Raw genomic sequence first — 24,527 nt, 5'->3', positions numbered from 1 at the left:
ATCGTGTCAGAATTAGCGGTTTTGTTTTATTTTAGGCTTTGCGAGTCACCTTGAGGCCGCCATAGCTTTGCGCCACTGGCATCAGCTCCATGGTGTTGATATTTAAGTGCTCGGGTTGGGCGATGAGCCAGGAAACGATATTGGCAATATCCTCTGGGGTCACAAAATCAACCTTATCGTAAAGGGCCTTGATCTTTGCCTCGTCGCCATCAAAGCGCACATGAGAAAACTCAGTGCCACCGCAGAGACCAGGTTCAAGATTTGTCACGCGCACGGCGGTACCGGCTAAGTCGGTGCGTAAATTAAGGCTGAATTGGCGTATAAAGGCTTTGCTAGCGCCGTAGATATTAGCACCCTCATAAGGCCAAGTACCTGCGGTTGAACCCATATTAATAATCAGACCACGATTACGCTCCACCATGCCTGGCAGGATTTGATGCGTGACATAGAGTAGGCCGTTGATATTGGTGCTAATCATTTGCTCCCAATCGTCTAAGTCGGCCGCTTGTGCCTTGGCTAGTCCCTTGGCCATGCCGGCATTGTTAATTAACACATCAATCACTTTAAGCGCCGATGGCAGTTGATTAATCGCTTCAATGACTGCCTCTTTGGATTGAATATCAAAGACAAGTGGGTGTAAATTACTACCGAGTTCCGCCCGTAGGGCTTCAAGGCGATCGGCACGACGCCCGCAGGCAATGACAGTATGACCTTGTGTGATCAACTGCTGACTGATCGCCTTACCAAAACCGGCGGTAGCACCGGTAACAAAGCAGATTTTTTTCATCGTAGTAGTTATTTGTTGGTTAAGGTTAAAAGCTGAATAAAGATTTACGTTATTGTCGCATCTTAAGGTTTGATAATAACGGTTAACAGTACTAAGATAGTGAGGAATATTTTATTCTACAATTATTTTTTTCTTATAAGCGAGAGATGGAGGATGATAGATGGTTAAGGCAAGCTATTCTTTAGCGGGGCAAGTCGCGTTAATTACGGGTTCTGGTAGTGGTTTGGGTCGTAATCTAGCCCTTAAGTTTGCGGCAGCGGGTGCGGCGGTCGGTGTGGCTGATTTAAATTTGGCTGCTGCACAACAAGTTGTTGAGGAAATTGAGGCAGCCGGTGGTCGTGCCTTGGCAATTGCGATGGATGTGACTAGTGAAGACGAGGTGAATAAGGGGGTTGAGGCCTTAGTGCAGGCCTTTGGTGCGATTGATGTCTTGATTTCAAATGCGGGTATTCAAATCATTGAATCCATTGATAAGTTTGAGTTTTCTCAGTGGAAGAAAATGCTGGCGATCCATTTGGATGGTGCATTTTTAACGACAAAGGCAGTGCTCAAGCATATGTACAAGGATAATCGCGGCGGCACCGTGATTTATATGGGCTCGGCACACTCGCATGAAGCCTCAGTGTTAAAAGCGCCTTATGTCACGGCAAAGCATGGGTTACTCGGTTTAAATCGGGTATTGGCCAAAGAGGGTGCAGCGCATAATGTTCGTTCCCATGTGATTTGTCCAGGTTTTGTGCTCACACCGCTGGTTGAAAAGCAAATCCCCGAGCAAGCGCAAGAATTGGGTATTAGCGAGGAGGAAGTGGTTAAAAACGTGATGCTTAAGAATACGGTGAATGGTGAGTTTACGACGCTTGATGATGTCAGTGATGCGGCGTTGTTTTTGGCTACTTTCCCAAGTCATGCCTTGACGGGACAGTCTATTGTGGTGACAAATGGTTGGCACATGCATTAATTTGCAGGTTTTTTAGGTATTAAGGGGTTTATTATGAGGCTTGGCGGTAGAAGACAGAGTCGCAATGTGGAGGATCGTCGCGGTCAACGCGGCGCCGGTGGTATGGGTGGTGGGATACCCATTTTTCGTGGGGGTAAGCTCAGCCTTGGCACGATTGTGATTGCGCTAGTCGCTTGGTTGGCTTTTGGCGTAAACCCCTTACAGCTGCTTGGCGGGATGAGTGCCTTGGAGGTTGATCAAAGTACGGTTTCACATCGTGGCAGTACTGGTGAGTTAACAGATGCCGAGGGTGTTTTTGTGTCTAAGGTGCTAGCGACAACTGAGGATATTTGGGCTGAGCAGTTTAGGCAGCATCAATATGGTCGTTATAAAGAACCGCGTTTGGTTTTATATAGTGGTGCTACTCGTACCGCCTGTGGCTTGGGTCAAGGGGCGATGGGGCCTTTTTATTGCCCTTCGGATCAGACGGTGTATTTGGACTTGGAGTTTTTCCGCGAGACGGGTAAGCGCATGGGAGTACGCGGTGAGTTTGCCCAAGGCTATGTGATTGCGCATGAGGTCGGTCACCATGTACAACAGATTTTGGGTGTTTTAGAGCAGACCCAACGGGCGCAACAACGCAGCAATCAACGACAGGCCAATCAAATCTCTGTATTGACGGAGTTGCAGGCGGATTGTTTTGCCGGTATCTGGGCACATGAGTTGGCTAAGCAGGGTGATACGATTGACGAGAAAGATATTCGTGATGCGATGAATGCCGCTGCGGCAGTCGGTGATGACCGGATTCAGCGTAATACGCAGGGCTATGTGGTGCCTGATGCCTTTACACACGGTTCTTCAGAGCAGCGTGTGAGTTGGTTTACACGTGGTTTTAAGACGGGCAGTATTGAAGCTTGTAATACCTTTGCGAACTAGTGCTTATGGATATTCAATCAACACTCAAACTGGTCACGGTGTATGCCATTCCAGTGATCTTTGCCATTACTTTACATGAGGCGGCCCATGGCTATGTGGCAAAACGCTTTGGCGATAATACGGCTTATGTGTTGGGCCGTGTAAGCTTAAATCCGGCGCGTCATATTGACCTTTTTGGTACCGTGATTTTTCCGCTATTGACCTTATTTTTGGGCGGTATGCTCTTTGGTTGGGCCAAGCCGGTGCCGGTAAATCAGGGGCAGCTAAGAGAGCCACGGCGTCATATGATTTGGGTGGTCTTGGCTGGTCCCGCAGCAAATTTTTTAATGGCATTGCTGTGGGCGTTGCTGTTGCGCATTTTGTTTTCAATGGGTGAAACGCAGGGCTTTTTATGGGAGGTCTCGCGTGCGGGTATTTCCATTAATCTGATTTTGATGGTCTTGAATTTATTGCCAATACCGCCGCTGGATGGTGGTCGAGTGTTGATGAATATTGTGCCTTTAAAAACAGAAAATCTGTTGGCACGTATTGAACCTTATGGGATTTGGATCTTATTGGCGCTGTTGTTAACTGGTGTGATTCAACCAGTGATTGGGGCTGGGATTAATTTTTTCTTTGAGCTGATTCTTAAAATTGTCTTTTTTAAGCTTTAGTATAAAGGCAATGACATTGAATACGAAGTAGCATCTTAAGCCATGGTTCAATTAAAAGTTTTAACTTATAACATTCACAAGGGTAAGGCGCCCTTAGGTATACGCCAATCATTTGCTCAGTTAAAAGGCGCTCTGCAGCGAGAAAATGCCGATTTGATATTTTTACAGGAAGTGCAGGGACGCAACGATCTGGAGGATGCGCTACATAATCAACCAGAGCGTTTAGCGGAAGCTTTGGGTATGCATGTGGTATATGGGCGTAATGCGATTCGCCGCAACACGGACCATGGTAATGCCTTTTTAAGTCGTTATCCAATTGTTTTTCAGGATAATCAGGATATTTCCGATCATCGTTTAGAGCAGCGCGGGGTCCTACATGTGCAGGTACAGGTGCAACAGCGTATTGTGCATTGTTTTGTGGTGCATTTAGGCCTTTTCAAACAAAGTCGTCGACGGCAGGTGGAGGCGATTGCTCAGCGGATTAATCGTCTGGTGAGGGATGATGAGCCGGTAATTATTGCTGGTGATTTTAATGACTGGACGCAGCAGCTTAGCAGTCAGTTAATGTCCGTGCTGCACTTGCAAGAGGTGTTTGAAGATGAGGCTAAGCGCGTCGATATGGAGTTCCCTGCGGTTAAATTGAATTTCCAAAAGGGCTTTAATGAAATGGCACTGATTTGGCAAAACCCAGAGCTTAAAGGGCGCCTGGAGCGTTTGGCCAGTTATATGAAGACGGATAGTTTTATGCGCTTGACGGAGGCCTTTTTTATAGAAAGGCGTTACTATAATCCGCGCACCTATCCTGCCTCCTTTCCTTGGTTGCGTTTGGACCGTATGTATCAGCGCGGCTTTGAAATTGACACCACTGAGGTACTCAAAGGCAAGCCTTGGACGAAGATCTCAGACCATTTGCCGCTAAGCGCTAAGCTTAGGTTATTAACGTAGAAAGAAGCTATGACAAAAAAAATATTGATCGTGCGCTCATCCTCTTTAGGCGATTTGATCTTCGTGTTGCCGGCGATTTCCGATATCGCCAAGCACTGTCCAGAGGTGATGATTGATTGGGTGGTAGAGGAAAGCTTTGCCGACATTCCGGCCTGGCATCCAGCGGTACATCAGGTTATTCCAATTTCCCATCGACGTTGGCGTAAGCATTGGTGGAGTCGTGAGACGAGACGTGAACGGGCCGCCTTTAGAAAAAAGTTGCGCCAAACGCACTACGATATGGTCTTGGATATGCAAGGTTTAATGAAGTCGGTGTGGGTGGTGCGTCAAGCCATTGGCGAGCGTCATGGTTTGGATTGGAAGTCGGCGCGAGAGCGTTTAGCTTCGTTGTTTTATCATCAGCGTCATCGGGTGGACTTTTGGCAACCCGCCGTCACTCGGCAACGTGAGTTAGCGGCTTTGGCTTTGGGTTATCAATATGAGGGAGCGCCAGACTTTGGTTTGCAAGCGTTTACCGAGGGCGTGGAGATTCAGAATTATGCAGTAGTGATGCCATCCGCCAGTCGCGATGATAAGCTGTGGCCGGAGGAGGATTGGCATGCGGCTTTGGATTTATTGGTTGAGCATGGTTTGGAATTGCGTGTGCTCGCAGGCAATGACAAAGAGGCCGCACGCGCTGCCGAATTGGTTAAACACTATCCTAAGGTGACGCTGTTAACTGCGTTACCGTTAAAGGAAGTGGCCCATCAATTAGCGGCTGCCCGTCTGATGATCGGCTTAGATAGCGGGCTGACCCATTTGTCGGCAGCCTTAGGTCGACCGACGATTGGTATTTATTGTGCTTCTACGCCGGTGCGTACGCCCTTAACGGGTGCAGGTATGACGGCAAGCTTGGGCGACCGAGGTGTGCCGCCAAGTCGTGAGGTGGTGCTGTTAAAGTTAAAGCAAGCGCTCGGTGCCTCAGAAGAGAGTGCCGCGGATGAGCTGCTCGTGGAGCCGGCGGAGTCCTGATGAATCGCTTTTGCTATACCTGCTTGCTTAAAGTCGTAGCGCCCATTATGCTGGCACTGCTGGCGCGTAAAGCTAAGCGTGCTGGCGGTGTGTGGGAGATACGAGCGCCGGAGCGCTTTGGACGCTATGAGGGAGTAGAGCCTGCTTTACAAAGCTCAGCCGTTGCGGCTGCAGACGATGAGGTAGCGGTGGCTTTAGATTTTAAGCGAGCGGTTTGGGTGCATGCGGTCAGTTTAGGTGAAACGCGGGCAGCACAACCCTTGGTTCAAGCCTTATTGGATCAGGGGTTACCGGTTTTATTAACGCATATGACGGCAACGGGGCGAGCGATGGGGGCGAGCTTCTTCGAGGCCTATATCCGTTCAGGGCAGTTGCGTCAAGCTTGGATTCCCTATGATTTGCCGAGGGCAGTGAAGGGCTTTTTGGATTATTGGCAACCGCGCTGTGGCATTCTCATCGAACGAGAAATCTGGCCTAATTTACTCGCTGAAGCGAAGGCACAGCAGATTCCGATGGTGCTGGTGAGTGCACGTTTTTCTGATGCTTCATTAAAGCAGGCCCGTCGTCTCGGCAGCGTGTTAAAGGAAGCCTTTACTTCATTGGCCTTGATTTTGGCGCAAAGCTCGGAGGATCAACAGCGGCTGCAGGACTATGGTTTAGCAGGGGTGCAGTTGGCTGGTAATTTAAAGTTCGATGTGAAGGTGCCCACGTCCGTAGTACAGCAGGCAAGGCAATTTAAGCAGCAATTACAGCGTCCCGTGGTGGTGATTGCCAGTACACGGGAGGGCGAGGAGTGGATGTTTTTAGACAGCATAAAAACCGCCGCATTGCCACAGTCATTGGCTTCAGCCCCGACACCGCTGTATGTGTTGGTGCCGCGTCACCCAGAGCGCTTTGAGGAAGTGGCGCAAGTATTGGAGGCCTCTGGCTTAAGTTACTGTCGCCGCTCATCACAGCCTTCACCGCAGGCACTTAGCCATTGCCATGTATTATTAGGTGATAGCCTAGGTGAGATGTTTTTTTACTATGGGCTGGCTGATGTGGTGATTGTGGGTGGTAGCTTTGCGGATTTTGGCGGACAAAATAATATCGAGCCTAGTGCCTTGGCGTTGCCAGTGCTGGTGGGGCCACATACGGCTAATTTTAAACAGGCTGTGGCCGATGCCATTGCGGCGGGGGCGACGCGGCGCTGTGAGTCAGCCTTAGAGGCCATTGCCATGGCGCAGCAATTATTAGCTGAACCGGCACAAGCACAGGCGATGGGTCAAGCGGCAGAGCAGTGGCTGGTGCAACATCGTGGGGCAACTGAGCGCACAATGCAGTATTTGCAGCCTTTTTTGCAGTAGACTATGCTGTGAGTTGTATTAAATCTGTCATGAAAAATAGTTTATGCCTTTAATTACTTTACCCCCTGCAGCGCAACTAGCCGCTAAAATTAAAGCGGAATTACCTGGTTTTGCTGAGGTGCAATGGCTGGAGCAGGTGGATTCTACCAATAGCCAGTTAATTAATCGGGCGCGTCAAGTTGAGCCCGAGTCGGCGCAAGTACGCCCAGTGCTTTTGGGGGCCTATCATCAGACGCAGGGCAAGGGGCGTGGCGGCCGTACGTGGAAGGATCTGGATAAGACCACCTTAATGTTTTCCTGTGCCTTTGATGTGGATATGCCAGCCACACAGTTGCCGATGTTGGCGCCGCTATGCGGCATTGTGGTGTGTGAGCAGCTACGTCAATTAGTTGGTGCAGCGCATGAGCATCGTCTAAGTATGAAATGGCCCAATGATATTTTGTTTGACGGGGCCAAGCTTTCAGGTTTATTGGTTGAGGCGGTGAGGCCTGCGGTGGGGCGTTTCTCAGCGCATCATCATGTGGTGGTGATTGGTATGGGGCTCAATCTGTCACATGCCAAAGCCTTGAGTGAGTCCTTGCAGCGACCGGTGGCGGATTGGACGTCGGTGTTGTCATCATTAGCGGAGCGGGAGTCTAAAGCGGCGGCAAATGTCAGTAGTATGGTGGCTTTGCTTGCCAATGCTTGGTATCAGGCGATTTTACAGTATCAAAAAACGGGCTTTGAGCCGTTTGTGGCGCGTCATGCGGTGGTGGATGCTTTAAAGCAGCAGACGGTGGATGTGCTGAATGGTCAGGAGCTGATGTTTAGCGGTCAGGCAGAGGGAGTGGACAAAAATGCCTGCTTATTAGTACGGACTGATGAGGGAGTAAAGCAGGTGATTTACGGCGATATTTCCATTCGGGCAATTGATCTCATGGCGGCGGATAATGGCTAAGGGCAGTGCTGCGGTCTTGCTGATTGATGCGGGTAATACGCGGATTAAATTTGCTTACTATGAACGACTTAGCGCCGCAGGGACAGATGAGGTGCCAGCAGCGCCGGTGAAGTTTATTGTGACGCATGCGGAAATTGAGGGTTTAGCTGCAAAGCTTAAGCAATTTGCTACTAAGCCTAGCCTCGTGATAGGGGTGAATGTCAGTGGTCCGCTGAGCGCAGCCCGGATTAGAGAGCAATTAGATGCGTATTGTGGTGAGCAAGCTTATGAACTACATTGGCTCGCTTCCGAGCCACAGCTATTGCACTTACGTAATGCCTATGCTGAGTATCAGCAACTGGGTTCCGATCGCTGGTTAGCCATGTTGGGGCTGAGTGTACATGAAGCCGCTCAAAAGCGACCGGCGATGTTAATTAGTTTCGGTACAGCCACAACAATAGATACGGTGTTTCAGGATCAGTTTCTGGGCGGTTTGATTTTGCCTGGCCTGCAGTTAATGAGTGATAGTTTAGTGAGCGGTACGGCGCAATTACCAGCCATTCAATGGACCACGTCCAGTTATCCGCCGGCTTTTCCAAGTTCTACCGCAGAGGCTTTACTGAGTGGCATCACGGCAGCACAAGTGGGGGCGGTGTTACGCCAATGGCTCCATGTGCTTAAGCATTGTCAGCAAGCGCCGGTGGTGTTTTATGCGGGTGGTGCAGCAGACTACGTGCTGCCTGAATTATCCAGGTTGCTGGCAGAGCAAGCTCAATTGCACGGATTTGATACAATAGAGCTATTGCCCTTTGAGGACCCTGCGTTGGCTGGTTTATTACTTTATGCGCAGTACTATTTGGCGCAGTAGTCACTGAGCTAGGGATCATGCCTTGGTTGGAGCATGTTCAAAGTAGCTAGGATTTAGCCATCAAAGACCATAGCGTAAAAAGCACGATGCGAACTCTTTTTATCATACTTCTCCTAGCCAATCTCTTAGTTTATGCTTTGGGTGCAGGTTGGTTGGGCTTTAAACCGAGTGAGTTGAAAATCAGCTCCGGCTCTGCACGTGTGGTGGAATATAAGCCACGCGATATTAGTATTGAGGCGTTGCCCTAGGCAGTTTGATAGCCGCACCTTATGTTGATGTTAAAGGATTTAGACTGTGTCGCAAGAGATTAAGTTATATCAGGGTGAAGTAGGCGCTTTGGATGTCGCCATTGATTACCCGAGGACCGAGCCCAAAGCCTGGGCCATGATATTGCACCCACATCCTTTATTTGATGGGACGCGTGATAACAAGGTGATTACTACCATGTCGCGCTTATTAGTTAGTCATGGCTATGTGGTGCTGCGCCCTAATTTTAGAGGTGTAGGTCAGTCCGAGGGAAGTTTTGATGAGGCCCGCGGTGAGACACAGGATATGTTGGCGGTGGTGCAGCAGTTTTTAGCTGAACATCCCCAATTTGCTGAATTGCCATGGGTGCTTGGTGGTTTCTCATTCGGTTCCGCAGTGGCTGCACAATTGCATCAGGAAATTGAAGACTTAGTAGCCACGGCTGCCGCCCCTGCTGCTTTAACAATGCCCGCCGCCTTAGTGCTTGCGGGGGTAGGCGTATGGCGCTTCAGTTATCGAGAGGTTGATTTGCCGGAAAATACCTTCGTCATTCATGGTGAAGCCGATGAGGTGATTCCATTGGCAGATGCCTTTACTTGGCTTGCTGAAAAAAAGCAGGCGGTGACGGTATTACCCGGGGTTGGGCATTTTTTCCATGGCGCCTTAATTGAACTTCGTAAGCAATTAGCGCTCTACCTTAAAGGCCTTGAGCTGTTATAGTTTTACAATAGCGATGATTTATTATTCTGCGATATAGAGTGACAACGATGTTAAAAAAATTACTGATTTTACTGCTACTGCTTTTAGTAGGTGTCGGCAGCTACAAACTATTCTCCGGTGCTAAAACTGAATCTGGTGATGGACAGATGCTGTTGCAGCCGGTGTCACAGGAAAGCGCAGCGCCGGCGCATGTGTCATCTATTGTGCCGACTACGCCGGAAACGCCGACAGTAGTGAGTTTTTCAAATATTGCACAGCCGGAAATTGAGGCTAAAAGCTGGTTATTGATGGATGTGGATACGGGGCAGATTCTAGCCGAAAAAGATCCGGATATACGGGTGGAGCCAGCCTCTTTAACTAAGTTGATGACCGCTAGTTTGGTGTTTGATGCCTTAGACAAGCGTCGTATCGCTTTGGATCAAACGGTGATTGTGACGCCTGAAGCACGTGCAGCCGAGGGTTCACGCATGTTTATTGAGGTCAATACCCCGGTTAAAATCAGTGACTTAGTCCAAGGTATGGTCGTGCAATCGGGTAATGATGCCAGTATTTTGTTGGCGCAAACGGTGGGCGGTACGCTTAATGTCTTTGTTGATCAGATGAATCAGCGGGCGCGAGATTTTGGTATGCCTAATACCAGCTATGGTGATCCCACCGGTTTGCCATCTGAGCGTACCTTTACCACCGCTCGTGATATGTCGGTATTAGCGCAGCACATTATCCTCGATCACCCCGATTATTATCACTACTTCAGTCAGTTGGAATATACCTACAACAATATCAGACAGCATAACCGTAACGGCTTATTGCGTAGAAATCTGGGGGTGGATGGTTTAAAAACCGGTCATACTAGCTCAGCCGGCTATAGTTTAATTACTACGGCGGTGCGTGATGGTCGTCGATTGCTAGCGGTGGTGATCGGTGCGCCTAGCCAGGCTGCGCGTGAACGTGCAAACCAGGCGCTATTAGATTGGGGTTATGCAAATTTTGTGGTACGTGAGGTGGCCGCTGCCGGTGCAGAAGTGATTCAGCCGCGGGTCTGGGAGGCTAAGAGCAAAACGGTTAAATTAGGCGCTAAAAATAAAGTGGCCGTCACTGTGCCGCGCGGTCGTGAGAGTCAGGTGCAGTCCATGACTCAGCTTAGCGGCAAGTTGGTGGCGCCGTTAGCTGCAGGTCAACAAGTCGGTATGGTGCAGTTTGTGTTAGATGGTCATATTCTTAAGCAGGATCCTTTAGTTGTGATTGAGCCGGTGGAGCAAGCCGGTTTCTTCGGTCGTCTTTGGGATAAATTGATGAGCTCTTTTTAGGAGAGCCTTTTAAATAGAGTAAGCAAATGATAGAAGCATTAATTCCCGGCGTGACAGAAGACGTTGATGTGTATTTAAATGGCGATTTTGTGCCCTTAAGTGAGGCCAAAATTTCGGTGCTTGATAGAGGCTTTATTTTTGGTGACGGCATTTATGAAGTGGTGCCGGTGTATCGGCGTAAGCCCTTTAGGCTGGAACAGCACGTTGCTCGTTTGATGCGCAGCTTGGATAAAATCGCCTTGTATACCTCAAATACGGCTGAGGATTGGCAGCATTTGATGACTTTAATGGCAGAACGTGCGCCGTGGGAAAATTCCTTGGTGTATCTACAAGTCACGCGCGGCGTGGCAAAACGTGATCATCCTTTTCCTAATCCGCCCGTGAAGCCAACCATCTTTTTGATGAGTGCGCCGCGTTTGGCCCCTAAGGCTCAGGAGATTAATCAGGGGTTGCGCACCGTTAGCATGGTGGATATGCGTTGGTTGCATTGCGATATTAAGTCCGTGTCATTGTTGGGCAACGTACTTTCTAAGCAATACGCCGTGGATCGCGGGGTGGATGATGTGATTCAATTCCGTGACGGTAATTTATCTGAGGCCTCTTCCTCAAATGTCTGGGTCGTTAAAAACGGCAAGGTGTTGGGCCCTCAAAAGGATAATCTCGTGTTAGAGGGTATTCGCTACGGTTTAATCGAGGAATTATGCCGTGCCGAAGGCATTCCCTTTGAGCTGCGTGCCATTAGCAAAGCCGAAGTAGTAGCGGCTGATGAGCTCTTTTTGTCTTCCGCCACCAAGGAGATTCTGCCGATTGTGGAGCTAGACGGTGAGCCTATTGCAAATGGCGCAGTTGGTCCCATCTATAAGCAATTAAAACAGGCGTATAACCAGGTGTTGGCAGCCCTTTAGTTGTGAGAGAAGATGATGACAGAAATTTCAAAAGAAGACTCGTTAATCGAATACCCTTGTGACTTTCCAATTAAAGTCATGAGTGTTAACCATCCAGAGATCATCGATATGCTAGTGCCACTTATTCTGGCGCATGACCCCAGCTTTGATCACGAGACGATTGAGATTCGTGAGAGTAGCAAGGGGAATTATGTGGGCTTGACGGTAACGGTGTATGTGGAATCGCGAGAGCAGTTGGATAATATTTATCGTGCCTTGCATGGTCACGAATTGGTCAAGGCGGTACTTTAAATAATGGCATTTGAGCTCGCGAGGCAGTTTAATCACAAAGATGATAAAAATTAAGCAATTCGAAGGTCTCTCAGCGTATGAGCCCATTTGGCAGGCAATGCAGCAATTTACCGCCGCCCGTGCTGCTGATACCGCTGATGAGATCTGGCAAGTCGAACATGAGCCGGTTTATACCTTAGGGCAAGCCGCTAAGCCAGAGCATATTTTAAACGCAAAGCAAATTCCTATTGTACGTTGTAATCGTGGTGGTCAGGTAACCTATCACGGACCTGGACAGGTGGTGGTATATCCCTTATTACAGCTGAGTCGCTATCAAATGTATGCTAAAGAATATGTGGCATGTTTGGAGGATGCGATTATTGCTACCCTAGCGCATTTTGGTATTACTAATGCCTGCCGCAAGGAAAAAGCGCCGGGCGTGTATGTGCCGATGGCAGGGGCCGCTGCTGATGACTTAGCCAAGATTGCTGCGCTGGGCGTTAAAATCAGCAATGGTTGTACCTATCACGGTTTGGCCATTAATGTTGCGATGGATTTGGATCCCTTTCTTGGCATTAATCCCTGTGGTTATGAGGGCTTACGTACAATCGACATGAAAAGCTTAGGGGTAAAGGCAACGGTACAGGCGGTTTCTGATAAAGTGGTGGCTGAATTGCAGCACATTTTAGTGAGCAAACTCAAGTTGAGCGGACAGGGCGCAGCGGATCGTTCTGAAATAGAGGAAATAGAGTGGACAGTCAGTTAAAAACTATTGCAAAAGACGAGGCTTATGATGCGAGTAAGAAGCAAAAAGCCTTTGATAAGGTATCTCGCATTCCAGTCAAGGTGGTGCAACGGGAACCGCTTAAGAAGCCGTCATGGATCCGTGTAAAAGCGGCACCAGCGAATTCTCAGTTTAATCATATTAAAAAAATTCTACGTGAGAATAATATGGTGACGGTGTGCGAAGAGGCTTCTTGTCCTAATATTGGCGAGTGCTTTGGTATGGGTACGGCTACCTTTATGATTATGGGGGATAAGTGTACACGTCGTTGTCCATTTTGTGATGTCGGTCATGGTCGCCCTGATCCCTTGGATGAGCAGGAGCCAGCAAATCTGGCCGAGTCCATCGCCTTAATGCGTTTAAGCTATGTGGTGATTACCTCGGTCGACCGTGATGATTTACGTGACGGCGGGGCGCAGCATTTTGTTAACTGTATTAATGAGGTGCGTGGTCGTTCACCGCGTACGCAGGTTGAGGTGTTAGTGCCTGATTTTCGTGGTCGCCTGGACAAGGCCTTGAGCATTTTTGCAGATGGCCTACCAGATGTGATGAACCATAACTTGGAGACCGTGCCGCGTCTTTATAAGCAGGCACGCCCGGGCGCCGATTATGCGCACTCGCTCAAGCTATTGCAGGACTTTAAACGCCTCTATCCCGGTATTCCGACGAAGTCAGGCATTATGGTGGGCTTAGGTGAAACGGACGAAGAGATTTTGGACGTGATGCGTGATATGCGCGCACATGATGTGGATATGATCACAATTGGTCAGTATCTGGCCCCTTCCGAGCATCATTTACCAGTGGAGCGCTATATGCACCCTGATGAATTTGCTTGGCTGGAGGCGGAAGCATACAAGATGGGCTTCACCCATGCTGCGGTGGGCGCAATGGTGCGTTCTTCCTATCATGCTGACGCCCAAGCGAGTGAGGCCGGTGTAGTTTAAGTTTGAGCTATAGTGCTAATGGCGCCCTGTATTGTGAGTGATACAGGGCGTTTTTGATCGTGCGCAATGGCTTTATTAGCTGTGCTAATCGCACTACATACTTTTTCTATATATCTAAAAGTAATATTAATATTAAAAACTATCATTTTTAATTATAAAGAGAAAGGGGTATAGTTTTTCATACGTCGTCTTATTAAGGACAAAGACTTTAACTTATCGACTTGGAACATTATGAAATTATCTAAACGCTTTTTCTCTTCATTGCTGCAGTCTACCCTAATTGCTACGGTGGCTGCCTCTGCCACCCTCGGTGTAGCACAAGCGCAGGACGCTCGTGGGAGCTTTTTAAACGTATCGTATGATGTGATGCGTGATTTTTATAAGGAATTCAATCCTTTATTTTTGGAGGATTATGCCGCTAAGCATGACGGTAAGAAATTTCAAATTCAGCAGTCGCATGCCGCTTCTTCTAAGCAGGCCTTAAGCGTGGCAAATGGTTTATTAGCCGATGTGGTGACCATGAATCAGAGCTCAGATATTCAACTGTTGGTTGATAAAGGCTTGATTAAGGCGGATTGGGAGCAGGAGTTTCCTGATAACGCTGTGCCCTTTACCAGTTTGACGGTGATTTTGGTGCGTAAAGGCAATCCTAAACAGATTCAGGACTGGGACGATTTGAGCAAAGACGGCGTAGATATTGTGATTGCGAATCCTAAAATCACCGGTAACGGACGTTATGCCTTCTTAGCCTTTTATGGTGCTGCGTTAAAAGAGCATAATGGCGATCAGGAAAAGGCCAAGGAATTAGCCCGTGGTATTTTGAAAAATGTATCTATTCTAGAAAATGGCGGTCGTGCGGCGACCACAACCTTTATCCAGCGTGGCATTGGTGATGTGCTATTAACCTTTGAAAATGAAGCGTATATGGCAGCCAATGAGTTCGGTAAGGATCAGTTTGAGGTGATTTATCCTAAGTACTCGATTAAGGCTGAAAACCCAGTGGCTATTGTCGATACTGTCGCTGAACGCAAGGGTTCCCAAGCGGTGGCTAAGGAGTATTTAGGCTATTTATGGAGTGAGCCAGCACAGGAATTAGCGGCTTCGCTGTACTTGCGCCCAAGTGATGAGGCTGTGCTTAAAAAGTACGCTGAACGCTTTCCTGCAGTAGATACTTTCCGTGCCACAGAGACTTTCGGAGCTTGGCCTGACATTATGAAAAACTACTTTGCAGACGGTGGCGTGTTTGATGAAGTGAATAAGCGCTAAGCCAGCGCCGATACCTAACTCAGATTGAATCAGTTGCCATGCGTTTAGCGCTTCTCGCTTAAGGGCTAAACGCATTCGCTATGAATATATGCAATAACATTCGGAACGATGCAATTTTTACTTAAACAAAAATCGATCTTGCCAGGCTTTGGTTTGAGTCTGGGTATCAGTGTGTTTTGCCTGTCCTTGTTAGTAGTGTTGCCTTTTGCGGCTCTAATTACGGTGACAGCCGGGATGGGCTGGTCCGCTTTTGTGAATACCATTGCTGATGAGCGTGTGTTAGCGGCGGTCTTTTTGAGCTTGCGCTTATCCTTTTATGCCACCCTCACGAATGTATTTTTCGGTACCTTAGTGGCTTGGGTCTTGGTGCGTTATGAGTTTCCCGGTAAAGCAATCATGAATGCTTTGGTGGACTTACCTTTTGCCTTGCCTACGGCGGTGACTGGTATTGCGCTCGCCACCTTGTACTCGCCTAACGGTTGGTTGGGTCAGTTCTTTAGTCAAAAAATTGCCTTTAGCCCTGCTGGTATTTTCTTGGCCTTGGTGGTTGTGAGCTTGCCTTTTATTGTGCGTGCGGTGCAGCCTGTGTTAGAAGAACTACAGCCCGAACTGGAAGAGGCAGCAGCGAGTTTGGGGGCGAATCGTTGGACTACCTTTAGGCGCGTTATTCTGCCGGAGCTCACACCCGCTTTATTAATGGGTAGTGGCATGATGTTTGCGCGCGCTACAGGTGAGTATGGTTCGGTTATTTTTATCGCCGGCAATATCCCTATGGTATCGGAAATTTTGCCGGTGATTATTACTGCAAAATTAGAAATGTTTGATATTCAAGGGGCTTCAGCCGTGGCCTTGTTTATGCTGATTATCGCTTTTGTGATTTTATTTATTATTAATGCGACGCAATGGCGTCTCAGTCGTCGCCTTGAGGCCAGAGCATAGGGATTGTAGTGATGCAGACAAGTTATAAAAAACCCATCGATGAACCTCGTTTTTTAAAAGTGCTGTTAATTGCACTGGCGCTTAGTTTTTTAGGCGTGATGTTAGTGATTCCGCTGATTTCAGTGTTTGTAGAGGCTTTTCGTCAAGGCTGGGCGCTGTATATTGCCTCCTTAACCGAGCCGGATGCGATGGCGGCCATTAAATTAACCCTGTTGACGGCAGCGATTGTGGTGCCAATTAATGTGGTTTTTGGGGTGGCCATGGCATGGTTGTTGACGCGCTTTGATTTCCGCGGTAAGCAATGGCTGACCACGCTTTTGGATTTGCCATTTTCCGTATCACCCGTGGTTGCTGGTTTGATGTTTATTCTACTGTTCGGTAGCTACAGCGTTTTGGGTAGTTGGTTGGAGTCCATTGGCTTTCAAGTGATTTTTGCGGTGCCGGGCATTGTGATAGCGACCTTGTTTGTGACCTTCCCCTTTATCGCACGGGAGTTGATTCCGCTGATGCAAAGTCAGGGCTCGAGTGAAGAGCAGGCTGCCTTGGTGTTGGGCGCATCGTCATGGCAAATGTTTTGGCGTGTGACTTTACCGAATATTCGTTGGGCCTTGTTGTACGGCATCATCCTAAGCAATGCCAGGGCCATGGGTGAGTTCGGTGCAGTCTCGGTGGTCTCGGGCCATATTCGGGGCTTGACCAATACCTTACCCTTACATATTGAAGTGCTTTATAACGATTACAATCCGGTGGGTGCCTTTGCCGCCGCTAGTTTATTGGCATTTTTGGCGATTGTCACGCTGCTCTTGCAGCATCTTTTGAATTGGTGGGAGCAGCGTAAATATAAGCAAGCAGCAGCGGCGCGGCGTGATGCCGAAGTGGTGCTAAGCGCCGAGTCAGATATCGTGGCAAGAGATGATTGCACAACTAACAAAATAAGCGCAGAGCGCAGCACAAAAAAAGCCCCTGATTTAGGATTAAACAAGGTGACTGTATGAGTATCGAAATTAAAGATCTGAATAAAAGCTTTGGTGCGTTTCACGCGTTAAAAAATATTAATTTACAGGTGGAAACCGGTCAGCTGGTTTCCTTATTGGGACCGTCGGGTTGTGGTAAAACGACGCTGCTACGAATTATTGCCGGTTTAGAGTTTGCCGATAGTGGGCAGGTCTTATTGGATGGCCAGGATGTGACAAATAAATCAGTGCAAGAGCGCCATATCGGTTTTATGTTCCAGCATTATGCTTTGTTTCGCCATATGAATGTCTTTGATAATGTGGCTTTTGGGCTTAGCGTCTTACCACGCAGTCAACGTCCTTCAAAAAAGGAAATTCGCGAGCGTGTGATGCAGCTGTTAGACTTGGTGCAGTTGCCACATTTGGCACACGCCTTTCCCGCACAGCTTTCTGGTGGTCAAAGACAGCGCATTGCCTTAGCCCGCTCATTAGCCGTACAGCCTAAGTTATTACTGTTGGATGAGCCCTTCGGCGCCTTGGATGCCAAGGTACGTAAGGAATTACGTCAGTGGCTACGGCGGGTGCATCATGAGTTGGGTGTGACGAGTATTTTGGTTACCCACGATCAGGAAGAGGCTTTGGAAATTTCCGATAATATTGTCTTGATGAATCATGGGGTGATTGAGCAAGAGGGTAGCGGTTCCGCACTCTATCACCAGCCGCAAACAGCGTTTGTGACGGAGTTTTTGGGTGAGGCCAGTGTGTTTGAGGGCGTGATTGAGGACGGTGCATGGCGTTTTAATGACTTCACGACCCCATTGACAGCGGAGCAACAACAAGGGGTGCAAGCTGGTCCAGCAAAAGCGTATGTGCGTCCTCACCAGTGGCGCTTAAGTCGACCTGGTGTGTCTGATGACATGATGCTTCAAGGTCGTTTAGAAGAGGTACAAGATCTGGGCGCCTTGGTCAGACTGCATGTGGTAGATGAGGCGCAGGCACAAGCGGTAGATGTTTTTGTGCCCCAACAAATTCAGCAACAGGCACGCTATCAACGAGGTGAGGCACTGGGCTTGAGCCCGGCATCAGTGATTGTTTTTAATTCCTAATGGTCTTTTTCCCTGCGCCATAGCAGGCTGTTTAGAGCGAGTGTTCTTAGGGGCGACTCGCTTTTTTGTGCGTAATGGGCGTGTTAGGTGGATAAAGAAATCCTGTATGCGTGAAAAGGTCAGCGCTTGCACTATGCTTTTTCCTTTAAGGAGAATCATATGTTGCTGCTCGTGATCGCTAGTGTTCTGATGGCTGGCTTGCTGTATTGGCTTTTACCGCATTATGTACTCAGTTGTTATCGGCGCTATCGGGGCGATCCTTATTGGCAGGTGGTGCGACCTTATAAAAAGCGTTATGCGGTGTATTGGGTGCCTTTGCTATTTTTAGCGAGCACCGTGCCGCTACTGAGTGCGACCCAGTGGCCTTTCTTTTATTTGTTTTTCAGTGCTATTTTACTTAGTCTTGCGTGGTTGGATCTCAAGCTGCGTATCTTGCCAGATGTGATTTTGTTGCTCTTTGCCTTACTCGGTTTGACTTATAGCTATGTAGTCGCAGATGGTATTATCTTATGGCGCTTACTCATGGTTTTGCTCTGCGTCGGCTGTGCTAAGATCGTTCAGGTAGTCAGTAGCAGCTTTGCTAAGCGTCGTTGCGGTAGCAGCTTAGGTGCGGGTGACATTAAATTTATGGCCGCCTTGGCGTGTTGGTTTGAGATGATGGTCTGCTTGTATTTAGTGGCCTTAGCCTGCGTTATTGCCTTAGTTGCGATTTTTTTTCAGACACTGCTGTTTAAAAGGCGCGTAGAAACTATCGCATTTGGTCCTTATTTGTCGTTAGCCGCTTACTTTGTATGGTGGTGGGGTAGCTTATATAGCTGATTGAGGGGGTAGAGATGGCTCAGTATAAGGTAGGTCTTACCGGGGGTATTGGTTCGGGTAAATCAACCGTCACTAAGCAATTACAGGGCTATGGGATTGCAGTGATTGATGCGGATGCCATTTCACGTGCTGCTACGGCAGCTGGTGGTGCGGCCATTGAGGCCATTGTGGCGGCCTTTGGCGCAGCGATGCTGGATCAGCATGGCGCCTTAAATCGTGCCTTAATGCGCAACTTGGTGTTTAAGGACCCCGAGGCACGTCAGCGCTTAGAGGCCATTGTGCATCCCATTGTACAGGAGCAGATGGGCTTACAAGCAGCGCAGGCCGATAGCCCCTATGTGGTTTATGATATACCCTTATTGATTGAGTCAGTCGCACGCTATCGTCCTCAGTTTAAACGTATCTGTGTGATTGATTGTGATGAAGCAACGCAAATATCACGTGTACAATTAAGAGATCAACTTAGTTTAGATGAAATTAAGCGGATTATTGCCAGCCAAGCACCACGGCAGCTTAGACTGCAGCATGCCGATGATGTGATTGATAATGGTGCCGGCGTAGACTTACCTCGGCTACGTCAACAAGTGCAGGAAAAGCACGAGCTCTGGTTGGCCTTAAGCGAAAAGGACCGATTACATAAGGGATTGTCGTGATTTTATATGAGTATCCATTCAGCGAGAAGATACGCTCATTTTTGCGTTTAGAGTTTCTTTTTCAGCGCTTATCCTTTTTTCATAAGCATTTTGCGAGTAGCCCTGAAAACGATGAGGCCTTATTGGGTGCGTTGTTCGACATTATGGAGGTATGTGAGCGGGGCGACGCGCGTAATACCTTATTGCAAGAGTTGGATAAGCAAAAACTGACCTTACAGTCCTATCGCAGCTATCCTGATATTAATTTGGTGGCGATCGAATCGGCCTTGGTGGATTTAAATCGGGTCAGTCGAGAATTGCATGACGCAGGCAAGATTGGTCGAGCGGCGCGTGACTGCGAGTGGCTTGCTAAAATCAAAAACCGTTATGTGGTGCCGGGTGGCTTATCCAGCACTGAATTCCCAGCGTATCATGGTTGGATGTTGGGCGATCATGCGCAGCGCCAAGCGGTGGTGGATGAGTGGGTGGCTTCATTTAATCCACTCAGCGAGGCGGTCAATAGTCTCCTACACTTTATTCGTGCGTCGCGCGAGCCAGAGTATGTGACCACACCGCCTAGCGGTGTTTTTGAACGCGCTTTGCGGGGGCAGCCGTATCAGTTAATACGCGTCTGGGTGCCGGCATCCGGTGGCATTTATCCAGAAATTAGCGCAAATAAGCACGTGACCTTTGTGCGTTTATACCAATTAAATGAGCGACTTGAGCCGCAACTGGTGACAAAACCCATCAGCCTGAAAATCGCATTTTGTAATTTTTAATTTTTTGTTTTTGATAGGATTTTTGAGTGACAAAACCACCTGAGACGGTACAGCACAATCAGCCACCGAAGCAAGTGCAAGTACAAGCTGAGCCTGATGCGCCGTTTAACAAAAGGGAGTCGGGCAAAGTGCGTATTATCAAACAGCTCGTTCTGCTCCTGTTGCTAGGCGTGATTGCGTTTGTGGTATACGCTTTATTTTTCTATAAGCAGGCTGACAATAACCCAGCGTCTACGCCTTCTCCTTCAGCGATGGGTCCAGTTGGTAATGTTAGAGGAGGTCCTGGAGCTGGCACGGTAAAGGTTAGGGCAGTCGCTGCCGAAGTGCGCACCATGAATAATGTGATTCGAGGGATTGGCACCGCTTTGCCGTCCGAAACCGTGGTGGTGCGCAGTCAGGTCAGCGGACCATTAACTCAGGTGTTTTTCGAAGAGGGGGCGCTGGTCAAGGCAGGTGATGCGCTGTTTGCCATTGATCCCAGGCCGTTTGAGGCAAAGTTGCAGCAAACTCGTGCTCAGTATCAGCAAAATGAAGCACAATTAGCCAATGCTGAGGCAGATTTACGACGCTATCAAACCCTGTTTAAGCAAAACTCCATTGCCCGTCAACAGGTGGATACGCAGGCAGCCCAAGTCAAGCAATTAAGAGCGAGTCGTGCCAGTTTACAGGCGCAAATCGATCAGGCTGAGATTGAGCTTGAGTACACCACGGTGAAAGCGCCGATTAGTGGACGCCTGGGTTTACGACAAGTGGATATTGGAAATCTGGTGCAGGCTAACGCCACCGAGGGCTTAGTGACAATTACTCAAACGCAACCGATGGATGTGGAGTTTGCCATTTCAGAGCGATATGTGCCGCAGGTGGCAGCCAAGTTTTATCAGGGACAGCCGCTTGAGGTGCAGCTCTATGACCGTAATTTTTCTCAATTTATTGAGCAGGGTGCGTTGCTGTCGATGGATAATCAGATCGACGCCGCCACTGGTACGGTAAAAGTCAAGGCACGCTTCGATAATGCGGATTATGCTTTATTTCCAAATCAATTTGTGAATGTGTGGCTGTATGCGCAGCGCTATGACAATAGCCTCAGTGTGTTAACCGATGCCATTCAGCACGGACGCCAAGGGGCTTTTGTGTTCTTGATTAATGAGGATATGACAGTGCAGCGGCAGGAAATTCAAAGTGGCATTGTTGAAGGTGTTTATACCCAGGTACTTGAAGGCTTGGTAGAGGGTGATCGCGTCGTGATTGAGGGCGTAGATCGCTTACGTGCAGGATCTAAAGTAGAGATAATCGATTGAGTATATCAGCGATTTTTATCAGTCGTCCGATTGCGACAACCTTATTAATGATTGCGGTGCTGTTGACGGGGATTTTTTCCTATCAACGGCTCTCAGTGTCTGCATTACCAGATGTGGACTACCCGACGATTCAGGTGACTACCTTGTATCCTGGGGCCAGTCCTGCCACCATGGAGGCCTTGGTGACCTCACCGCTTGAGCGTCAATTAGGGCAAATGGCGGGTCTGCAGCAAATCAGTTCCTCCAGTGCGGCCGGCGCGTCAGTGATTAATCTCAAGTTCAGTTTGACGCTACCGATTGCGGTGGCCGAGCAGGAAGTGCAGGCGGCGATCAATGCGGCCTCGAATCTGTTGCCGCAGGATTTGCCCATGCCGCCGGTATATAACAAGGTGAATCCTGCGGATGCGCCGGTCATTACCTTAGCCATTAGTTCCGATGCTTTACCGTTGTATGAGGTACGGGATTTGGTAGAAACTCGAATTATGCAGACGATTGCGCAAATTTCGGGTGTGGGAATGATCAGTATTGCCGGTGGTCAAAAACCGGCCTTTAGAGTGCAGGTTAATCCAGTCGCTTTAGCGGCTAATGGTTTAGCCTTAAGTGATGTGAGTACGGCGATTGCTTCAGCGAATATTAATCAACCCTCTGGTAATTTAAATGGTCCGCGTCGTTCGACCACCATTCATACCAATAGTCAGCTTTATACGCCGGAAGAGTATGAGGATCTTATCATTAGCTATGTTAATGATGCGCCTTTACGCTTAAAGCAGGTAGCCAAGGTGGTGATGGATGCAGAGGATATACGTCAGGCTGCGTGGTTAGGTGATAAGCAAGCGATTCTTCTTAATATTCAGCGCCAACCTAATGCTAATGTCATTAGTGTGGTGGATGAGGTGTTACAGCTATTACCCTCATTGCGGGCAGCGATGCCGGAATCGGTGCAGATAGAAGCGGTAGCTGACCGTACAGAATCCATCCGTCAATCCATCAACAATGTACAGACAGAGTTACTGCTTGCCGTACTGTTGGTGGTGTTAGTGACCTTTGTGTTTTTACGTACCTTAAGCGCAACCTTTATCCCATCGGTGGTGGTGCCGCTATCCATTATCGGTACCTTTGCGATCATGTTATTTTTGGGCTATAGCCTCAATAACCTCACTTTAATGGCGCTGACCATCGCATCCGGTTTTGTGGTGGACGATGCCATTGTGATGATTGAAAATATTGCCCGCCATATTGAGGAGGGTGAAACCCCGCTTAATGCCGCATATAAGGGCGCTAAGGAAATTAGTTTCACCTTGATTGCCTTGACCTTTTCATTAATTGCGGTACTTATTCCTCTGCTCTTTATGGGCGATGTGATTGGTCGCTTATTTAGAGAGTTTGCGGTCACCCTGTCAGTGGCGATATTAATTTCACTGGTGCTGTCGCTTACGCTGACACCGATGATGTGTGCTTATATGCTGAAACCCGCAACTAAAAAGGCGATGGTTGGGGCGGGTGCTAGTGATCACCCCCTAGATGCTGCGGATGTGCCTAAGGAGGGCCCTGTAAGCCGTTTCTTGGCTAAGCAAATTGATCGGTTGATGGCGGCTTATGCTAATTTACTGGATAAGGTCTTAGCTCATCAGTTAGTGACCCTATTGGTGTTTGTCGCGACCTTAGTGATAACGGTGGCGCTGTATGTATGGATTCCCAAAGGCTTTTTCCCGCAGCAGGATACTGGTCTGATGGTCGTGATGACGGAAGCCGATCAGTCCGTGTCTTTTGAGCGAATGGCTGAATTACAAACGGCGATTGCAGAGGCTTTTAGTCAAGATAGGGATGTGGCTTCAGTGACCTCCTTTATCGGCGTAGACGGCAATAATGTCAGTTTGAATACGGGCCGTATACAGATCGAGCTGACATCTCATGCTGGTCGCGATAGTGCTCACGTAGTCATGGACAGGTTGCAACAGATAGCCGCAGACTATGAAGGCATTAAGGTGTATTTGCAGCTTAATCAGGATCTTTCGATTGATACGCAACTGGCCCGTAGTCAATATCAGCTTAGCCTTTCCTCCATTGATAGTGAACAGCTGAGAGCGTGGGTGCCGAGTTTTGTGTCGGCACTTAGTGAGATTGAGGGTTTACAAGATGTGGTTGAAAATTACCAAGTGCGTGGCTTAGAAGCCAAAGTGGTGGTAGATCGCGATGCCGCCGCTCACTATGGTGTTCGGATGGCACAGGTGGATGAGGCCTTATACAATGCCTTCGGTCAGCGCTTGATTTCAACGGTCTTTACCCAAGCAGCGCAATATCGCGTGGTGTTGGAAGTGGAGCCGAGTTTTGCGCAGGATCCGCAGTCGCTGGCCGATGTGTTTATTCAGGGTACTAATGGCTTAGTTCGGCTGACAGATATTGCCCAAGTTGAAATGGCATACACCCCGTTGGAAGTGCAGCGGATTGACCAGTTTAATGCCAGCTTAATTTCTTTTAATTTACAAGCGCATTATTCGTTGTCGGATGTGTTGCCACAAATTCAAGCGCTACCGCAGCAAATAGCTATGCCCGAGGTGGTTGAGATGCGTTTACAAGGTACCACCGAGGCTTATGTCAGTGCTCAAAAAAATAATCTGTGGTTATTGTTGGCGGCGGTTTTTACCATGTATATTGTTTTGGGGGTGCTGTATGAAAGCTATATTCACCCCATTACGATTTTATCGACGCTACCCTCAGCCACGATTGGCGCCCTAATTGCCTTAAATGTTGCCGGTATGGATTTGGATATGGTGGGCATTATCGGCGTGATTTTGCTGATTGGTTTGGTTAAGAAAAACGGCATTATGGTGGTGGATTTTGCCTTGTCGGCTGAGCGTGAACAGGGTTTATCACCCTATGCAGCAGTACGTCAGGCCGCCTTATTACGCTTCAGACCGATTTTAATGACAACCTTGGCGGCTTTGTTTGCAGCCATTCCACTGATGCTGTCAAGCGGTGTGGGGGCGGAATTGCGTCAACCATTAGGTTTAGCCATGGTGGGTGGCTTGTTATTAAGTCAAGTGTTGACCCTCTTTACGACACCGGTCGTGTACTTATATTTTGACCGTTTGCTTAGCGGCAGAACGCATGATGAGCAACAGGCGAGGCCTGAGTCTACTGTCGCTAACGAGGGCTGAGT

25 protein-coding genes are annotated in these 24,527 nt (G+C 48.5%); 24 read left to right on the top strand and 1 reads right to left on the bottom strand.

Annotated features, from left to right (window positions below):
- Positions 1-31: 31 nt before the first annotated feature.
- Positions 32-787 (bottom strand): SDR family NAD(P)-dependent oxidoreductase, encoded by a 756-nt coding sequence (locus HMPREF3144_RS00745; protein ID WP_018025957.1) that lies wholly within the window; start codon positions 785-787, stop codon positions 32-34.
- A gap of 160 nt (positions 788-947) precedes the next feature.
- On the opposite strand from HMPREF3144_RS00745, the gene HMPREF3144_RS00740 reads away from it, so the two are divergent.
- The 24 genes from HMPREF3144_RS00740 (at position 948) to HMPREF3144_RS00625 (ending at position 24,525) form a co-directional block, all read left to right on the top strand.
- The gene (locus HMPREF3144_RS00740) at positions 948-1,745 is read left to right on the top strand and encodes a 3-hydroxybutyrate dehydrogenase (RefSeq protein WP_018025956.1); all 798 of its coding nucleotides are present in this window, start codon (positions 948-950) and stop codon (positions 1,743-1,745) included.
- Between the two features lie 33 nt (positions 1,746-1,778).
- Positions 1,779-2,660 (top strand): KPN_02809 family neutral zinc metallopeptidase, encoded by an 882-nt coding sequence (locus tag HMPREF3144_RS00735; protein ID WP_018025955.1) that lies wholly within the window; start codon positions 1,779-1,781, stop codon positions 2,658-2,660.
- Positions 2,661-2,665: 5 nt separating this feature from the next.
- On the top strand, positions 2,666-3,313 hold the full coding sequence (locus HMPREF3144_RS00730; RefSeq protein ID WP_036559459.1) for a site-2 protease family protein: 648 nt from the start codon (positions 2,666-2,668) through the stop codon (positions 3,311-3,313).
- A gap of 42 nt (positions 3,314-3,355) precedes the next feature.
- Positions 3,356-4,258 carry an endonuclease/exonuclease/phosphatase family protein gene (locus HMPREF3144_RS00725; RefSeq protein ID WP_018025953.1) on the top strand — a complete coding sequence of 301 codons (903 nt, stop codon included), beginning with the start codon at positions 3,356-3,358 and terminating at the stop codon, positions 4,256-4,258.
- Between the two features lie 9 nt (positions 4,259-4,267).
- Positions 4,268-5,269 (top strand): lipopolysaccharide heptosyltransferase I, encoded by a 1,002-nt coding sequence (waaC, locus tag HMPREF3144_RS00720; protein ID WP_018025952.1) that lies wholly within the window; start codon positions 4,268-4,270, stop codon positions 5,267-5,269.
- Positions 5,269-6,615 carry a 3-deoxy-D-manno-octulosonic acid transferase gene (locus tag HMPREF3144_RS00715; protein WP_018025951.1) on the top strand — a complete coding sequence of 449 codons (1,347 nt, stop codon included), beginning with the start codon at positions 5,269-5,271 and terminating at the stop codon, positions 6,613-6,615. The genes waaC and HMPREF3144_RS00715 overlap by 1 nt, the downstream gene beginning before the upstream one ends.
- 43 nt (positions 6,616-6,658) lie before the next feature.
- Positions 6,659-7,552, top strand: a complete 894-nt coding sequence (locus tag HMPREF3144_RS00710) for a biotin--[acetyl-CoA-carboxylase] ligase (protein ID WP_070475702.1) — start codon at positions 6,659-6,661, stop codon at positions 7,550-7,552.
- Positions 7,545-8,399 carry a type III pantothenate kinase gene (locus HMPREF3144_RS00705; RefSeq protein ID WP_070475700.1) on the top strand — a complete coding sequence of 285 codons (855 nt, stop codon included), beginning with the start codon at positions 7,545-7,547 and terminating at the stop codon, positions 8,397-8,399. Before HMPREF3144_RS00710 ends, HMPREF3144_RS00705 begins: the two co-directional genes overlap by 8 nt.
- An 86-nt stretch (positions 8,400-8,485) precedes the next feature.
- Complete coding sequence (locus HMPREF3144_RS11635) at positions 8,486-8,647, top strand: hypothetical protein (RefSeq protein WP_018025948.1); 162 nt, start codon at positions 8,486-8,488, stop codon at positions 8,645-8,647.
- A gap of 46 nt (positions 8,648-8,693) precedes the next feature.
- Positions 8,694-9,365 carry an alpha/beta hydrolase gene (locus tag HMPREF3144_RS00700; RefSeq protein ID WP_070475697.1) on the top strand — a complete coding sequence of 224 codons (672 nt, stop codon included), beginning with the start codon at positions 8,694-8,696 and terminating at the stop codon, positions 9,363-9,365.
- A gap of 47 nt (positions 9,366-9,412) precedes the next feature.
- A complete protein-coding gene (locus tag HMPREF3144_RS00695; protein ID WP_070475694.1) occupies positions 9,413-10,672 on the top strand; it encodes a D-alanyl-D-alanine carboxypeptidase family protein in 1,260 nt (419 codons plus the stop codon).
- A 26-nt stretch (positions 10,673-10,698) separates the two neighbouring features.
- Positions 10,699-11,577 carry a D-amino acid aminotransferase gene (locus HMPREF3144_RS00690; RefSeq protein ID WP_018025945.1) on the top strand — a complete coding sequence of 293 codons (879 nt, stop codon included), beginning with the start codon at positions 10,699-10,701 and terminating at the stop codon, positions 11,575-11,577.
- 15 nt (positions 11,578-11,592) lie between these two features.
- Entirely contained in the window at positions 11,593-11,868 is a 276-nt protein-coding gene (locus HMPREF3144_RS00685) for an HP0495 family protein (protein ID WP_018025944.1), read from the top strand.
- Between the two features lie 40 nt (positions 11,869-11,908).
- Positions 11,909-12,613 (top strand): lipoyl(octanoyl) transferase LipB, encoded by a 705-nt coding sequence (gene lipB / locus HMPREF3144_RS00680; RefSeq protein ID WP_070469992.1) that lies wholly within the window; start codon positions 11,909-11,911, stop codon positions 12,611-12,613.
- On the top strand, positions 12,598-13,575 hold the full coding sequence (gene lipA / locus HMPREF3144_RS00675) for a lipoyl synthase (protein WP_070475691.1): 978 nt from the start codon (positions 12,598-12,600) through the stop codon (positions 13,573-13,575). Before lipB ends, lipA begins: the two co-directional genes overlap by 16 nt.
- A 231-nt stretch (positions 13,576-13,806) precedes the next feature.
- The gene (locus HMPREF3144_RS00670; RefSeq protein WP_070475688.1) at positions 13,807-14,841 is read left to right on the top strand and encodes a sulfate ABC transporter substrate-binding protein; all 1,035 of its coding nucleotides are present in this window, start codon (positions 13,807-13,809) and stop codon (positions 14,839-14,841) included.
- Positions 14,842-14,949: 108 nt separating this feature from the next.
- Complete coding sequence (gene cysT, locus HMPREF3144_RS00665; protein WP_018025940.1) at positions 14,950-15,780, top strand: sulfate ABC transporter permease subunit CysT; 831 nt, start codon at positions 14,950-14,952, stop codon at positions 15,778-15,780.
- Positions 15,781-15,791: 11 nt separating this feature from the next.
- On the top strand, positions 15,792-16,775 hold the full coding sequence (gene cysW, locus HMPREF3144_RS00660; RefSeq protein ID WP_018025939.1) for a sulfate ABC transporter permease subunit CysW: 984 nt from the start codon (positions 15,792-15,794) through the stop codon (positions 16,773-16,775).
- Positions 16,772-17,839 carry a sulfate/molybdate ABC transporter ATP-binding protein gene (locus tag HMPREF3144_RS00655; protein ID WP_018025938.1) on the top strand — a complete coding sequence of 356 codons (1,068 nt, stop codon included), beginning with the start codon at positions 16,772-16,774 and terminating at the stop codon, positions 17,837-17,839. Before cysW ends, HMPREF3144_RS00655 begins: the two co-directional genes overlap by 4 nt.
- 159 nt (positions 17,840-17,998) lie before the next feature.
- A complete protein-coding gene (locus tag HMPREF3144_RS00645; RefSeq protein WP_018025937.1) occupies positions 17,999-18,658 on the top strand; it encodes a prepilin peptidase in 660 nt (219 codons plus the stop codon).
- 14 nt (positions 18,659-18,672) lie between these two features.
- On the top strand, positions 18,673-19,311 hold the full coding sequence (gene coaE, locus HMPREF3144_RS00640) for a dephospho-CoA kinase (protein WP_070475686.1): 639 nt from the start codon (positions 18,673-18,675) through the stop codon (positions 19,309-19,311).
- Positions 19,308-20,069, top strand: coding sequence for a cell division protein ZapD (gene zapD, locus HMPREF3144_RS00635; RefSeq protein WP_018025935.1), 762 nt, complete (start codon positions 19,308-19,310; stop codon positions 20,067-20,069). The genes coaE and zapD overlap by 4 nt, the downstream gene beginning before the upstream one ends.
- Before the next feature lie 26 nt (positions 20,070-20,095).
- Positions 20,096-21,367 (top strand): efflux RND transporter periplasmic adaptor subunit, encoded by a 1,272-nt coding sequence (locus tag HMPREF3144_RS00630; RefSeq protein ID WP_070475683.1) that lies wholly within the window; start codon positions 20,096-20,098, stop codon positions 21,365-21,367.
- Complete coding sequence (locus HMPREF3144_RS00625) at positions 21,364-24,525, top strand: efflux RND transporter permease subunit (RefSeq protein ID WP_070475679.1); 3,162 nt, start codon at positions 21,364-21,366, stop codon at positions 24,523-24,525. Before HMPREF3144_RS00630 ends, HMPREF3144_RS00625 begins: the two co-directional genes overlap by 4 nt.
- Positions 24,526-24,527 lie beyond the last annotated feature (2 nt).

Source organism: Oligella sp. HMSC05A10 (assembly GCF_001808335.1).
Classification (GTDB): domain Bacteria; phylum Pseudomonadota; class Gammaproteobacteria; order Burkholderiales; family Burkholderiaceae_B; genus Oligella; species Oligella urethralis.
The sequence above is the reverse complement of the archived record's forward strand: the minus strand, read 5'-3'. Positions and strand labels throughout refer to the sequence as shown.

Bases quoted from the DNA above. Each gene is read 5' to 3' on its own strand.
- HMPREF3144_RS00745 (WP_018025957.1), bottom strand. From the start codon at position 787: ATGAAAAAAATCTGCTTTGTTACCGGTGCTACCGCCGGTTTTGGTAAG.
- HMPREF3144_RS00740 (WP_018025956.1), top strand. From the start codon at position 948: ATGGTTAAGGCAAGCTATTCTTTAGCGGGGCAAGTCGCGTTAATTACG.
- HMPREF3144_RS00735 (WP_018025955.1), top strand. From the start codon at position 1,779: ATGAGGCTTGGCGGTAGAAGACAGAGTCGCAATGTGGAGGATCGTCGC.
- HMPREF3144_RS00730 (WP_036559459.1), top strand. From the start codon at position 2,666: ATGGATATTCAATCAACACTCAAACTGGTCACGGTGTATGCCATTCCA.
- HMPREF3144_RS00725 (WP_018025953.1), top strand. From the start codon at position 3,356: ATGGTTCAATTAAAAGTTTTAACTTATAACATTCACAAGGGTAAGGCG.
- waaC (WP_018025952.1), top strand. From the start codon at position 4,268: ATGACAAAAAAAATATTGATCGTGCGCTCATCCTCTTTAGGCGATTTG.
- HMPREF3144_RS00715 (WP_018025951.1), top strand. From the start codon at position 5,269: ATGAATCGCTTTTGCTATACCTGCTTGCTTAAAGTCGTAGCGCCCATT.
- HMPREF3144_RS00710 (WP_070475702.1), top strand. From the start codon at position 6,659: ATGCCTTTAATTACTTTACCCCCTGCAGCGCAACTAGCCGCTAAAATT.
- HMPREF3144_RS00705 (WP_070475700.1), top strand. From the start codon at position 7,545: ATGGCTAAGGGCAGTGCTGCGGTCTTGCTGATTGATGCGGGTAATACG.
- HMPREF3144_RS11635 (WP_018025948.1), top strand. From the start codon at position 8,486: ATGCGAACTCTTTTTATCATACTTCTCCTAGCCAATCTCTTAGTTTAT.
- HMPREF3144_RS00695 (WP_070475694.1), top strand. From the start codon at position 9,413: ATGTTAAAAAAATTACTGATTTTACTGCTACTGCTTTTAGTAGGTGTC.
- HMPREF3144_RS00690 (WP_018025945.1), top strand. From the start codon at position 10,699: ATGATAGAAGCATTAATTCCCGGCGTGACAGAAGACGTTGATGTGTAT.
- HMPREF3144_RS00685 (WP_018025944.1), top strand. From the start codon at position 11,593: ATGACAGAAATTTCAAAAGAAGACTCGTTAATCGAATACCCTTGTGAC.
- lipB (WP_070469992.1), top strand. From the start codon at position 11,909: ATGATAAAAATTAAGCAATTCGAAGGTCTCTCAGCGTATGAGCCCATT.
- HMPREF3144_RS00670 (WP_070475688.1), top strand. From the start codon at position 13,807: ATGAAATTATCTAAACGCTTTTTCTCTTCATTGCTGCAGTCTACCCTA.
- cysT (WP_018025940.1), top strand. From the start codon at position 14,950: ATGCAATTTTTACTTAAACAAAAATCGATCTTGCCAGGCTTTGGTTTG.
- cysW (WP_018025939.1), top strand. From the start codon at position 15,792: ATGCAGACAAGTTATAAAAAACCCATCGATGAACCTCGTTTTTTAAAA.
- HMPREF3144_RS00655 (WP_018025938.1), top strand. From the start codon at position 16,772: ATGAGTATCGAAATTAAAGATCTGAATAAAAGCTTTGGTGCGTTTCAC.
- HMPREF3144_RS00645 (WP_018025937.1), top strand. From the start codon at position 17,999: ATGTTGCTGCTCGTGATCGCTAGTGTTCTGATGGCTGGCTTGCTGTAT.
- coaE (WP_070475686.1), top strand. From the start codon at position 18,673: ATGGCTCAGTATAAGGTAGGTCTTACCGGGGGTATTGGTTCGGGTAAA.